Below are 14092 nucleotides of genomic sequence, written 5' to 3'. Positions count from 1 at the left end.
TCTCGCCAACAAGTTGGCTCCTACCGGACAGTGCTCGCTGCGCGACAAAACTCTCCGGACTCAGCATCATGCAACTACACCAAAACCAACGCCTTAAAGGCCACCAGGAGTAGACGTGACCCTTATTTATGGCCATCGCGGCGCCAAAGGCGAAGCACCGGAAAATACTCTGACCAGCTTTCAGGAATGTCTGAAGCACGGCGTACGTCGTTGCGAGCTGGATCTGCATTTGTCCCGTGACGGGGAATTGATGGTGATTCACGACCCGACCCTGAAACGCACCACGGACAGGCGCGGCAAGGTCATCGAGCACAGCGCCGCCGACCTGGTCACGTATGACGCACGCAAAGGCGGTCCTGGCTGGATCAATCCTTGCCCGATCCCACGCCTTGAAGAGCTGTTCGAAAAGTGCGCTTTCGAGCATTGGCAGTTGGAAGTCAAAAGCGCATCCCGCACCCGTGCCGCATCCACCGTGCTGGCCATCCGTGAAATGGCTCAGCGCCACGGCTTGCTGGACAAGATCACCATCACTTCAAGCTCTCGGGAAGTGCTCAAAGCAGCACTGGAACTGACACCGGACATCTCACGCGGCCTGGTAGCGGAGTACGCATGGCTCGACCCGCTGAAGGTCGCGCAAAGCTATGGCTGTGAGTACCTGGCATTGAACTGGACACTCTGCACCCCTGAGCGCCAGCAAAAAGCTCAGCGTCAGGGCTTGCATGTGTCGGTGTGGACGGTCAACGAACCTGCACTGATGCGCAGGCTCGCCGACTTCGGCGTGGACAGCCTGATTACAGACTTTCCCGGTTTGGCCAGCGCCACCCTCGAGAATCACTGAAATCGGTCTCCCCGGCCGGCTCAGGCCACCGGCCGGAGTCGCTTAAAAAAGCCGGTTCAGGCCGTCGTAAGCAGCGACCCGATAGGCTTCTGCCATGGTCGGGTAGTTGAACGTGGTGTTGACGAAATACTTCAGGGTATTGGCTTCACCTGGCTGGTTCATGATCGCCTGCCCGATGTGCACAATCTCCGAAGCCTGGTCGCCGAAGCAATGCACGCCGAGCACTTCCAGCGTTTCACGATGGAACAGAATCTTCAGCATGCCCACGCGTTCCCCGGAAATCTGCGCCCGCGCCATGCCTTTGAAGAACGCCTTGCCCACTTCGTAAGGCACTTTCGCCTCGGTCAGTTCGTGTTCGTTTTTGCCGATCGAGCTGATTTCCGGAATCGTGTAGATGCCGGTCGGCACGTCATTGACGTAACGCCAGCTGCCGTTGTCGACCACCACGCCCGCGGCTGAACGGCCCTGATCGTATGCAGCACTGGCCAGACTCGGCCAGCCGATCACATCACCCGCGCCGTAAATATTCGGCACGTTGGTACGATAGCTTTCATCGACTTCAATCTGGCCGCGACCGTTAGCCTTGATGCCAACATTCTCCAGACCCAGTTTGTCAGTGTTGCCGGTACGGCCGTTACACCAGAGCAAGGCATCTGCCTTGATCTTCTTGCCGGACTTGAGGTGCAGGATCACACCGTTATCCAGGCCTTCGACCTTTTCATACTCTTCGTTATGGCGAACCATCACGTTGTTGTTGCTGAAGTGATAACTCAACGCCTGAGAAATTTCCGAATCCAGAAAGCTCAGTAGCTGATCGCGGTTATCCACCAGTTCGACCATGACGCCCAGACCGCTGAAGATCGAGGCGTATTCACAACCGATCACGCCGGCGCCATAAATGATCAGCTTGCGCGGGGTGTGGCCGAGACTGAGGATCGTGTCGCTGTCGTAGATACGCTTGTGGGAGAAGTCGATATCTGCAGGGCGATAAGGGCGCGATCCCGTGGCGATAATGATCTGGTTGGCCACCAGCTTCTCCACAACACCGTTGCCGCATACCACGTCAATGCTGCGCTCGTCAGCAAAACTGCCGGTGCCGAAAAACACATCAACGCGGTTGCGGGCGTAGTAGCCGGTGCGCGAGGAAACCTGCTTGGAAATAACCATTTCGGCGTTTTTCAACACGTCCGGAAACGAGAACCAGCGTGGCTCGCCTATGGCCCTGAACATAGGGTTGGTGTTGAAGTGGATGATCTGCTTGACCGAATGACGCAATGCCTTGGACGGGATAGTGCCCAGGTGTGTGCAGTTACCGCCAACCTGCCGACGGCTGTCGACCATCGCTACCTTACGCCCTGCCTTGGCGGCGTTCATTGCCGCGCCTTCTCCGGCAGGGCCGGAACCCAGTACCACTACGTCGTAGTTGTAGACAGCCATGCGTACTCCTTAGAACAGGCCGAGGTGCCACTCTGGCATCTCTGGCTAAATCACGTCGCGGCCAGCGACATGAAGGATCAGAATCTGGTGCGCAGTTTAAACCGCCACCGAAGCGTGGAACATTAACCGTTGGTAGCGCCGCAAGCCACTTTTGTCTGCGACAAAATGACGCTCCTGTTTTTTACCTGGCATTCCACGTCATGCAGACGGCAAACAGTCGAGCCCCACAAGGCTGCGAATGATAAAGCGCTTGCCGTCGCAAATCACAAAAAAACACCAATGCAGCTTTTCAAGCCGCTATCCGACCGATTCCATTCAAGGGGTCAACACCAGAAACAGGCGCTGAGCGACCTCCTTGCCAATCGAACTGCGGTAAATACTGACCACGTCCTGATTGGCCTTTGCTGCCCTGACCAGTGCCTTGTAACCCAGAAGCCGCTGCGCCGGTAATTTCAGATGCGCCGCCGTGAACGCGTCAGGGCTGGCATTTTCAGTCGCGTAGTGAAAATGCGCCCACCAGAGTAGTTGATGGTCTTTATCGCGAATGGCGAATTCCTGGAGGAAATCATCACGCCGGGCGCCAGACATATTTTTTCGGCTGCCGAAACTGGAAATATCGATCTCCCGCTGCTGATGGAGATAATTGATACGCGCGGCAGTTGGCGGCTGTGCCTTGATCATTGCGATGCGAATCAAGCGTCCCTGATCCTTGAGCCGGGCAGCTGCCGCAGTCAGTTCCTGGATATCCGTGGCGAAAGCTGAAGCAGATGCCTCATCACTTAAAGCCTTCATCTGCTCAATCAGCACGGTCAGCTTTTCAGCCCTTTGCACCAGAATATCTTCCATGTCCTCCGGTTCGCTCGCCCGTTTCGATTGCCTCCAGGCGCTGTTGATACTGCCCTCCACTCTTGCAAGGTGTTCTCTGGCCTGTCGCTGCAACTCTGTCGGCGAGGCGCGGGAGATGAGTGGCTTCGCGGCGGGCTCGGGCGTCACGATCTCAACCCATTCACCGCCAGCGTGCTGATGCCATGAGTTGATCACTTTACTGGTCAGCGCATCGGAGACATCCACCACTTCGCCCTCAGCCTGCGCGTCACCCTGGCGAATGCTGCCGATGAACGTCCGGTGGCCGCGGGTTTTGATCACCCGCTTGCCAGGCCTCGCCACCTTCGGCACCTGTTCAAGTAATGTATCTGCTGCTTCGGTATTTTCCTTGATCAACAAGGTAAGCCGTTGCAATGCAACATCGTGAAAGGCACTGAGTTGAGCAATGAACTGCTCAAGGTATTGCCCTCTCCTGCCCGAGAACTCCAAGGTATGAATGTAGGTGCTGATGTCACTCGCCCTGCCGTACTCTTTGAGCGCACTTTCCAGAACACTGATGCTTTCAGCCAGTGAATAGGTATTGGGCCTGTCCAGCTCCAGATGGGATGCAATCGCAGCATGCAGATTCTGGTCGTTACGCAGCATCCTCAACTGCTTCAGGTCTTCACCGAACATGGTTTCGGGACGACTGAACACCAACTCAAGCGTCGAAAACATATGGATCGCCTTCCACTCCAGATTCGAAGGCTGATTGTGGGCATATGCCTCTGTGACTTCACTGCGCCAATATTCCTGACCTACCTTTGGAACGTCACGCAGTTGCAACCATATCGCCTCTCGCTCCTGTGACCAGTGCAGCCCCTTTGTCTGGGAGATCGTCAGCTTGCGGAGCATCTCGAAGTAAGCGTCAGCATTCTCAGCTGTCAATGAGGCGCCAGAGGCCAGGGTTCGCAGGTTCACGAGCTCATTGTTCGCAATCACTGCCTGATCCTTGAACAGCAGGCCCTCAAAGTAGCAAATTTGCCGGGCCAGACTTTGCAGATCACTGGCAACATCCTTTTCTGCTGGACGGTCGCCCGGCCGGTGTTCCTGCGCTAATTTGACATGCTCTCGCATCACACTGACCAGCTCAGTCAGATCGCTTTCATAACGCTCCATAAAAAGCTGACGCACTGTGCCTTGCGCAGTGTCCAGCTGCAGATCGTAGGCTTGAATGTTTTTCAGCAACACATCACTCCGTTTCACGAGCTCCGACAGGCCATCGTTGATACGCCGAACATTGGCTGCGTTGGCCTGCGCCAGTTTCCGGGCATTCTGTTTTGGGCCGCCACCGCGCAGATGCAGCCCCAGATTCAGCCGCCATTGCAGCCCGCTCCGGGTCAGCCATGGCCCCGTCACGCCAGGATCATCGTCCTGGACGATATACGCGCTGCCTTCATCAGCAATGACACGAAACAGATTGCCCTCAACGCGTGCGTACCACTTTCCTTGGTCCTCGTACAAACCGGCGTAAATGCCAGAGTTGACCATTGCGCCAAGGGGCGGCTCGGGAAAGACATTAAAGGTCAGGAGCCTGGAGCGCTGGGTTGCGGTAAGACGAGAAAGCGGGTTGGACCAGCTGAAATCGAGCCCGTCCCTCCCGGCCGCCATATCCAGCGTCTGCGTGGCCATCGGGCTTGCTTTCATCTCTTGAGAGGTGAGCGGCGCATCAACCAAAGGCTCACCACTGCCAATCGCCGGGCCTGTGGCTGATATGACGCCCTGATGCAGAACAATCATCGCAACGTTGAGCAGCAAATCCGCAAGGGCCGCCGAACGAGCCCCCTGATCGGCATCAGCAGGCAGAGTGAGTATCTGGTCGGCGCTACTGAGCAATTGCAAAAGCCATGCTGACTGACCCAGCGAGCCACCAATCAGGGGCAGCAACGTGTCGAGCAACAGCCAGCCTCCTTCCTTCAGGTTCGCCCAACGGTTTTCGACATTGGAGACCGATTCGCGATCTGCCAACTGCACCAGCGCCATGGCGACGGCCTTGAACAACGCCTCAAGCGGGTCTCCCGCCATGACATCGCGACTCAACACCGTTGGCTGCGGCCGCTCAAGCGGCTGGAACTCGGAGCCGAGCCCGAAACGGATGATATGTGGCTCATCAAATCCTCCGTTGGCATAAACAGGACGTGCCGTATCACTCAGCCAGATCAGTACCTGTTGTTGCAACGCACCAGGCTGAGCAATGGCGTCACGCAGCGTCGTCCAGTTGCTGAATTCAGTCAGGGGCGTCGCCTGAAAGGGTTGATAAAGCAGGTAAGGGCCCAACTCAATGTTCGCCGGGCCAATCACAAACATATTGCCGACCCTGTCCACCTGCCCCGTTGGCCTGGCCTTGAACCCCAGCATGCGCAGAACAACAGACTGCGCGTCCTCTTCACGCGTGGGCGACAGGTCGTCCATCAAGGCAGAAATCAACCGGCAACCGGCGTCACTTATCGCACCTTCGCGTTTGAGCTTCTGCTCCAGAGCCTTCAGGGGAAGCTGGATACGCAATTGATTGCAGAAGAGTAATCGACGTCTGTCAGCCTCTTTGGCATTGGTAATCAGCAGCGTGCGCAGTAATTGCGGATAGGCCTGGCCGACATTGACTACCTGAATAAGGCGTTTGGCATAAGCTACCGTCAGCCAGTCCGGCAAAGGCTGATCAGTGGTCCTGCGTAACGTCACGGCACCAACCGGTAATCCAACAAGATTCTCCAGAGCACAATCACACAGCGTCATGCGAACCTGTTCCACTTCACCCTGAGCAAACATCTCTCCACCAGACGTGGCGGCCACAGCCGTCACTTTGTCGATAACCAGCTCTATCTCGTTCAAAGGCACCTGTACGGCGTCTGGATGATCCTCAAGCATCTGCCTGGCCATGACCTGAGAGGCAAACTCCGCAATGGGCGGCAAGTCCTCGTTAAACGTCCTGCCTTGCGTATTCGCCTGCAATACCGCCAATGCGGTCATGGATCGACTGTAGGAGATTCGCTCCGAATCGCTGGCCTTTCCAAGCCAGTCGGGAAGCGATTCGGCATAAGCCTCGGGTTGCTTGACAAACAAGGAGCCGACATCTGTCGACGCTTCCAGGTACCGCTCAAGCTTCGCAACTTCCAGGTCCGAGTAATAATTCAGGCAGTGCACGTCTCTGATCTGATTCTCCAGAATGGCACGGGCAAGGTCATCGAACACATCGTTATCCGGCTCGTAGAAGCCCCAGGCCAGCGATTGATGCCGGGGGTCCTGAATGAAATCATCCCGCAGTCGCATCACCCAGCTAGTCAGTGTGTAGCGTTCACACTGCCCGAAAAGACGGTAAACCAATACCTCCGGGTTGGCTGTCGACTGGTCGAGTGCCACTAACGCCGGTATCGCCCGTGTTTCGGAAACACCGTCTTGAATCAGCGTGACATACGCAACACCCGCCTGCCCCTCAGACGGTTCATCTTTACCGCACAGGGTATTGATCGTACTGAGCATGGCACGCTGATCTGAAAGAGACGTATCGGGCGCTGCCAGCCGATCGCGCACGTCTCGCCGAATCAACGTCGAAAGCCAGGCCCAGCGGGTCGTGAGCTGGCTGCCGATAACGCAGGGCTGGCTCCAGAAATCAGCGATAGCTTGTTTGAGACCGCTGATCAGACCCAATGCCGACTGGTCGACGATGGTGCTGATTTCAGCCATATCCACTGCTAATGGCCGCGCAGGCGAGTCGCCAGGATTGGCGATGAGCGCGAAGCCAGCGTCTGTCCATTGCGGTGTTGCCCGGCGTAGAAAATGCTCCAGCAGGGTATCCACCAGGGAAAGCCGCAATGATTCGGCCGACATAGCCGGGACGCCAGAGGTCAGCGCCACTACCGAAACCCGCTCGGGGTCGATGGCGAGGTCCGGATAACGCACGTTTAAAGCACTGCGCAGGCTGCTCGTCGCCAATTCACGCAGTGAAGGACGGGAGGCGAATTGCTCCGCCACGGCCAATTTGATTGTCATGGGTTGAACTCGTGATGAATGAAATATCTCACCGGAGTTAACACCTTCGACGGGCTGGCAATGACATACAAAAGTAATGCAATCCGGCCCCTGCCAGCGGTCTGCCAAACCCGCGTACAAAGTATCAAGAGTTGTCTTTAAGGCGTTTTACACATATCGTTACAATTGTGCAGCGCGTGCAGGCAGGAGCCTTGACCGGTGCAGCAGGACATAAAAATACAACGGATCCTTTGGGGCCCTTGTCGCGTCAACATAACCGGGCCAGAGCCTTCTGGCTAATGTTGAACACGTATGAGGCCCTGACCAGATAGCCCAAGCGAGTAATTTTCAATGACCTCGAACACCGGCAAAGGCAAGGCGATATTTCGCGTTGTCAGCGGCAACTTCCTTGAAATGTTTGACTTCATGGTCTACGGCTTCTACGCCACTGCCATCGCCAAAACCTTCTTCCCTACCGACAGCGCATTCGCCTCACTGATGCTTTCACTGGCGACGTTCGGCGCCGGCTTCCTGATGCGTCCACTGGGGGCGATTTTCCTTGGCGCTTACATTGACCGTCACGGCCGTAAAAAAGGTCTGGTGGTGACGCTGGCAATGATGGCGATGGGCACAGTGCTGATTGCCTGCGTGCCGGGTTATGCAACGCTCGGCGTCGCTGCGCCGTTGCTGGTATTGCTGGGTCGTTTGCTGCAAGGCTTTTCGGCTGGCGTGGAACTGGGCGGTGTCTCGGTTTATCTGGCAGAAATCTCTACCCCGGGCCGTAAAGGCTTCTTCGTCAGTTGGCAGTCCGCCAGTCAACAAGCCGCGGTGGTCTTCGCAGGTTTGCTGGGTGTTGCGCTGAACCACTGGCTGAGCCCGGAAGAAATGGGTGAATGGGGCTGGCGCGTGCCGTTCCTGATCGGCTGCCTGATCGTGCCGGTGATTTTCGTGATTCGCCGCTCGATGGAAGAAACCCCGGAATTCGAAGCCCGCACTCATCGTCCGACGCTTAAAGAAGTGGTGCGCTCGATTGGCCAGAACTTCGGTCTGGTCCTCGGCGGCATGGCACTGGTGATCATGACCACCGTGTCGTTCTACCTGATCACCGCGTATACGCCGACATTCGGTAAAAACGAGCTGCACCTGTCCGACCTCGACAGCTTGATCGTCACGGTTTTCGTCGGGATTTCGAACTTCATCTGGCTGCCGGTGATGGGCGCGCTGTCTGACCGTATTGGCCGCAAGCCTTTGCTGGTTGCCGCAACCGTTCTGGCCATTGCGACGGCCTACCCTGCCCTGTCCTGGCTGGTGGCCAATCCGAGCTTCGGTAATCTGCTGATGGTCGAACTATGGCTGTCCTTCCTGTATGGCTCTTACAACGGTGCGATGGTGGTTGCCCTGACCGAGATCATGCCGGTGGAAGTGCGCACGACCGGCTTCTCCCTGGCCTACAGCCTGGCAACTGCAACCTTTGGCGGCTTTACCCCGGCAGCGTGCACCTACCTGATTCATGCACTGGACAACAAGGCTGCACCGGGCATCTGGCTGACGGGCGCAGCAGTGTTGGGTCTGGTGGCAACACTGGTGCTGTTCCGTAAGGGCGGGCAAAAGCTGCAAGCGCCTGAGGCCGTGACTGCTGGCTGAGTAAATTCCGTAGGAGCCGAAGGCGGCGATCGCGGTTTGCCTGACACACCGCGATCGCTGCCGTCGTAACCTCCGACAACTCCTACAGAGCCCAAGGCGTGCCCGCCATCCGTAAGAGTTGGACTACAAAAAACGCCCCGACCAGTTACCGGTCGGGGCGTTTGTATTTCAGCTTGTCGCTTAAAGCTTAAAGCTAATAACTGCTCTTAACGCGGAAACGCTGGTGGGTTAACACCCGCCATGTCTTCCATCACGCGAACCACCTGGTGGCTGTAACCGAACTCGTTGTCGTACCAGACGTACAGAACAACGCGGTTATCGTTGGCGATGGTTGCTTCAGCATCCACTACACCGGCGTGGCGCGAGCCGACGAAGTCAGTGGAAACCACTTCCTGCGAGTTAACGAAGTCGATCTGCTTATGCAGGTCCGAGTGCAGCGCCATATAGCGCAGGTACTCGTTGATCTCTTCGCGGGTGGTCGCTTTCTCAAGGTTCAGGTTGAGAATCGCCATGGACACGTTCGGCGTGGGTACGCGAATCGCGTTACCGGTCAGTTTGCCAGCCAGCTCAGGCAGTGCCTTGGCAGCAGCAGTGGCAGCACCGGTTTCGGTGATCACCATGTTCAGCGCGGCGCTACGGCCACGGCGATCGCCCTTGTGGAAGTTGTCGATCAGGTTCTGGTCGTTGGTGTACGAGTGAACCGTTTCAACGTGACCGTTGACGATGCCGAACTTGTCGTTGACGGCCTTGAGCACCGGCACGATGGCGTTGGTGGTGCAGGACGCCGCCGAAACGATCTTGTCGTCAGCGGTGATTTCACCGTGGTTGATACCGTGCACGATGTTTTTCAGCTTGCCTTTGCCTGGAGCGGTGAGCACCACGCGGTCAATGCCCGGGCATCCAAGGTGCTGACCCAGACCGTCGGCATCACGCCATACACCGGTGTTGTCCACCAGCAGTGCGTCCTTGATGCCGTACTGGGTGTAATCCACCTCGGTCGGGTTCTTCGCGTAGATAACCTGAATCAGGTTGCCGTTCGCAGTGATGGTGCTGTTGGCTTCATCAACCGTGATGGTGCCATCGAAAGAACCATGCACAGAGTCGCGGCGCAGCAGGCTGGCGCGCTTGACCAGATCGTTCTCGGCGCCTTTGCGGACGACGATTGCACGCAGACGCAGGCCATCGCCGCCGCCGGTTTTTTCGATCAGGATACGCGCCAGCAGGCGACCAATCCGGCCGAAACCGTACAGCACAACATCAGTGCCCTTACGTGGAGAAGCATTCTGCTGACCCACCAGCTCGGCCAGTTCTTCACGAACGAACTGCTCGGCGGTGCGGCCGTTGCCTTCAGTCTTGAACTTGACGGCCAGTTTGCCGAGGTCCACCGAGGCTGAACCCAGCTTGAGCTCGCTCATGGCCTTAACGAGCGGGAAAGTCTCGTGTACGGACAACTCGCTTGCATCGGACTGGCGGTGACGCGCAAAGCGGTGGGCTTTGAGAATCGCGATAACCGATCGGTTGATCAGGCTGCGGCCATAGATCGAACTCACCACATTATTATTGCGGTAGAGCTGACCGATAAGCGGGATCATCGTCTCGGCGAGAGCTTCACGATCAATCCATTCACCAAGACACTGGTCGGGCTTCTGAGTCACGGGAACCTTCCACATGTAGGGGCTGAAAAAAGGGGCTACATTATGCCGCCGCCTTTGTTTAAGGGCAATGCGCGGTAGTCAGATCAGCGAGCACTACATTTTGTTCCGCTGCACTTCAGAAAATGCCCGGGCGTGCACTTCTGAATCACAGCGTAGTCTTAGACCTGACATTTGCACCCTTCCCCCGGTACAATCGCGGCCCTCGTCGCAACGCTTGGAGCTCAATCTTCCGTGCCTGTTCTGCGTCTACCGCTACTCCCTGCCGCGGCAGGCAAACAACACTGGGGCAACCTTCCCGGTGCCTCGCTGAGCCTGGCGATTGCCGAGGCTGCCAGCGCCGCCAAGCGCTTCACCCTGCTTTTGACCGCCGACAGCCAAAGTGCCGAGCGACTCGAGCAAGAGTTGAAATTCTTTGCGCCCAGCCTGCCGGTGCTGCATTTCCCGGACTGGGAAACCCTGCCCTACGATTTGTTCTCACCGCACCAGGACATCATTTCCCAGCGGATTGCGAGCCTCTATCGCCTGCCAGAGCTGGTCCATGGCGTTCTGGTAGTGCCAATCACCACAGCCCTACATCGTTTGGCACCGACCAAATTCCTGCTGGGCAGCAGTCTGGTGCTGGATATTGGCCAGAAGCTCGACATCGAGGCCATGCGCACCCGCCTGGAGGCCAGCGGTTATCGTTATGTCGACACGGTTTATGAGCACGGCGAATTCACAGTACGCGGCAACCTGATCGACCTGTTCCCGATGGGCAGCAAACTGCCGTACCGGATCGACCTGTTCGATGACGAAATCGAAACGCTGCGCACCTTTGATCCCGAAAGCCAGCGCTCCATCGATAAAGTCGACTCGGTTCGCCTGTTGCCTGCACGTGAATTCCCCCTGCAAAAGGAAGAAGTGACACGCTTCAAGGCCCGTTTTCGCGAACGCTTCGATGTGGATTTCCGCCGCAGCCCGATCTTTCAGGACCTGAGCAGTGGCATTACACCGGCCGGTATCGAGTATTACCTGCCGCTGTTCTTCGAAGAAACCTCGACCCTGTTCGACTATCTGCCTCAGGACACTCAGGTGTTTTCCCTGCCGGGCATTGAACAGGCCGCTGAAAATTTCTGGAATGACGTTCGCAACCGTTATGAAGAACGCCGCGTAGACCCCGAGCGACCTCTGCTGCCTCCCGCTGAATTGTTCTTGCCGGTAGAAGACTGCTTCGCTCGCCTGAAAAGCTGGCCGAGAGTGGTTGCCAGCCAACAGGACGTCGAAACCGGCGTGGGCCGCGAGCGCTTCCCGGCGCAACTGCTGCCGGAGCTGGCCATCGAAGCCAAGGCGAATCAGCCGCTGGCTGCCTTGTCGAAGTTCATTGAAGAATTCGACGGCCGCATCCTGTTTACCGCTGAATCAGCGGGTCGCCGCGAGGTGCTGCTGGAGCTGCTCGAACGTCTGAAGCTGCGACCTAAAACCGTCGACAGCTGGAATGACTTCGTTGATGGCAAGGATCGCCTGTCGATCACCATCGCTCCGCTGGATGACGGCTTGCTGCTCGAACAACCCGCCATTGCCCTGATCGCTGAAAGTCCGCTGTTCGGGCAGCGCGTGATGCAGCGTCGGCGTCGCGAGAAACGCACCGACGGCGGCAATAACGATGCCGTCATCAAAAACCTGACCGAGCTGCGTGAAGGCGCGCCGGTGGTGCATATAGACCACGGCGTCGGGCGCTACCTGGGTCTCGCGACACTGGAGGTGGAAAACCAGGTCGCCGAATTCCTGATGCTGGCCTACGCCGAGGACGCCAAGCTGTACGTCCCTGTAGCCAACCTGCACCTGATCGCCCGCTACACCGGCAGCGATGACGCTCTGGCGCCGCTGCATCGACTGGGTTCGGAAACCTGGCAGAAAGCCAAACGCAAAGCCGCCGAACAAGTGCGTGACGTTGCAGCCGAGCTGCTGGACATTTATGCCCGCCGTGCAGCCCGGGAAGGCTACGCATTCGCTGACCCCAAGGCCGATTACGCCACGTTCAGCGCGGGCTTCCCGTTCGAAGAAACGCCGGACCAGCAGACCACAATCGATGCCGTACGCGCCGACATGCTCGCGCCAAAACCCATGGACCGGCTGGTCTGTGGCGACGTGGGCTTCGGCAAGACCGAAGTGGCCATGCGCGCGGCGTTCATCGCTGTACATGGCGGCCGTCAGGTGGCGATTCTGGTGCCCACCACCCTGCTCGCCCAACAACACTACAACAGCTTCCGCGACCGCTTCGCCGATTGGCCCGTGAGCGTTGAAGTGATGAGTCGCTTCAAGTCCGCCAAGGAAGTCAACGCCGCCGTCGCTGATCTGGCCGAGGGCAAGATCGACATCGTCATCGGCACGCACAAGCTGCTGCAGGACGACGTGAAGATCAAGAATCTGGGCCTGGTCATCATTGATGAAGAACACCGCTTCGGTGTGCGTCAGAAAGAACAGCTGAAAGCGCTGCGCAGCGAAGTCGACATTCTGACCCTGACCGCAACGCCAATCCCGCGCACGCTGAACATGGCGGTGTCGGGCATGCGCGATCTGTCGATCATCGCCACGCCACCGGCTCGACGCCTGTCCGTGCGCACTTTCGTCATGGAGCAGAACAAGCCGACGGTCAAAGAGGCCTTGCTACGTGAACTGCTGCGCGGCGGTCAGGTGTATTACCTGCACAACGACGTGAAAACCATCGAGAAATGCGCTGCTGATCTTGCCGAACTGGTGCCCGAAGCACGGATCGGGATCGGTCATGGGCAGATGCGCGAGCGCGATCTTGAACAAGTGATGAGCGACTTCTATCACAAGCGCTTCAACGTGCTGATCGCCTCGACCATCATCGAGACCGGCATCGACGTGCCTAGCGCCAACACCATTATCATTGAGCGCGCCGATAAATTCGGTCTGGCGCAATTGCACCAGTTGCGCGGCCGGGTTGGGCGCAGTCACCACCAGGCATACGCTTACCTGCTGACACCGCCACGCAAGCAAATCACGCCGGACGCAGAAAAGCGTCTGGAGGCCATCGCAAACACTCAGGATCTGGGTGCCGGTTTCGTTCTGGCCACCAACGACCTGGAAATCCGTGGCGCTGGCGAACTGCTGGGCGACGGCCAGAGCGGGCAGATTCAGGCAGTAGGCTTCACGCTGTACATGGAAATGCTTGAGCGCGCGGTGAAGTCGATCCGCAAGGGCGAACAACCGAACCTTGATCAGCCGCTGGGCGGCGGACCGGAAATCAACTTGCGCGTACCTGCCTTGATCCCGGAAGCCTACCTGCCGGATGTACACACACGGTTGATTCTCTACAAGCGCATCGCCAATGCCGCGGACGAAGACAGCCTCAAGGATCTTCAGGTAGAAATGATCGATCGCTTCGGCCTGCTGCCGGAGCCGACCAAGAATCTGGTGCGTATCACCCTGCTCAAATTGCAGGCCGAGCAACTGGGTATCAAGAAGGTCGACGCAGGCCCGCAAGGTGGCCGCATCGAATTTGCTGCGGACACGCCGGTTGACCCACTGACCCTGATCAAATTGATTCAGGGCCAACCCAACCGCTATAAATTCGAAGGTGCCACGCTGTTCAAATTCATGGTGCCCATGGAGCGTCCGGAAGAACGCTTCAACACCATTGAAGCGCTGTTCGAGCGCCTGACCCCGAAAACTCCTTGAAGGA

The 14092-nt window shown here is 57.6% G+C and carries 6 protein-coding genes; 3 read left to right on the top strand and 3 right to left on the bottom strand.

What is annotated here, in order from left to right:
* Positions 1-115 precede the first annotated feature (115 nt).
* A complete protein-coding gene (locus tag CKW31_RS13135; RefSeq protein WP_095095427.1) occupies positions 116-838 on the top strand; it encodes a glycerophosphodiester phosphodiesterase in 723 nt (240 codons plus the stop codon).
* Between the two features lie 42 nt (positions 839-880).
* Here CKW31_RS13135 and sthA read toward each other — a convergent pair whose 3' ends face one another.
* Positions 881-2275, bottom strand: a complete 1395-nt coding sequence (sthA, locus tag CKW31_RS13130; RefSeq protein WP_095095424.1) for a Si-specific NAD(P)(+) transhydrogenase — start codon at positions 2273-2275, stop codon at positions 881-883.
* A 315-nt stretch (positions 2276-2590) separates the two neighbouring features.
* Positions 2591-7126, bottom strand: a complete 4536-nt coding sequence (locus CKW31_RS13125) for a dermonecrotic toxin domain-containing protein (protein WP_095095421.1) — start codon at positions 7124-7126, stop codon at positions 2591-2593.
* 330 nt (positions 7127-7456) lie between these two features.
* On the opposite strand from CKW31_RS13125, the gene CKW31_RS13120 reads away from it, so the two are divergent.
* Entirely contained in the window at positions 7457-8749 is a 1293-nt protein-coding gene (locus CKW31_RS13120; RefSeq protein ID WP_095095418.1) for an MFS transporter, read from the top strand.
* Between the two features lie 206 nt (positions 8750-8955).
* Here the strand turns inward: CKW31_RS13120 and CKW31_RS13115 are convergent, their stop codons facing one another.
* Complete coding sequence (locus CKW31_RS13115) at positions 8956-10419, bottom strand: glyceraldehyde-3-phosphate dehydrogenase (protein WP_027898081.1); 1464 nt, start codon at positions 10417-10419, stop codon at positions 8956-8958.
* Positions 10420-10635: 216 nt separating this feature from the next.
* Between CKW31_RS13115 and mfd the strand changes: the two genes are divergently transcribed.
* A complete protein-coding gene (gene mfd / locus CKW31_RS13110; protein WP_095095415.1) occupies positions 10636-14088 on the top strand; it encodes a transcription-repair coupling factor in 3453 nt (1150 codons plus the stop codon).
* Positions 14089-14092: the final 4 nt, after the last annotated feature.

It is taken from the genome of Pseudomonas sp. Irchel 3A5 (assembly GCF_900187575.1).
Lineage (GTDB): Bacteria > Pseudomonadota > Gammaproteobacteria > Pseudomonadales > Pseudomonadaceae > Aquipseudomonas > Aquipseudomonas folii.
This window is presented reverse-complemented; position numbering and strand designations above follow the sequence as displayed.

What these genes read in the sequence shown, in the direction of transcription:
- sthA (WP_095095424.1), bottom strand. Translation starts at nt 2,275, where the DNA reads ATGGCTGTCTACAACTACGACGTAGTGGTACTGGGTTCCGGCCCTGCC.
- CKW31_RS13125 (WP_095095421.1), bottom strand. Translation starts at nt 7,126, where the DNA reads ATGACAATCAAATTGGCCGTGGCGGAGCAATTCGCCTCCCGTCCTTCA.
- CKW31_RS13120 (WP_095095418.1), top strand. Translation starts at nt 7,457, where the DNA reads ATGACCTCGAACACCGGCAAAGGCAAGGCGATATTTCGCGTTGTCAGC.
- CKW31_RS13115 (WP_027898081.1), bottom strand. Translation starts at nt 10,419, where the DNA reads ATGTGGAAGGTTCCCGTGACTCAGAAGCCCGACCAGTGTCTTGGTGAA.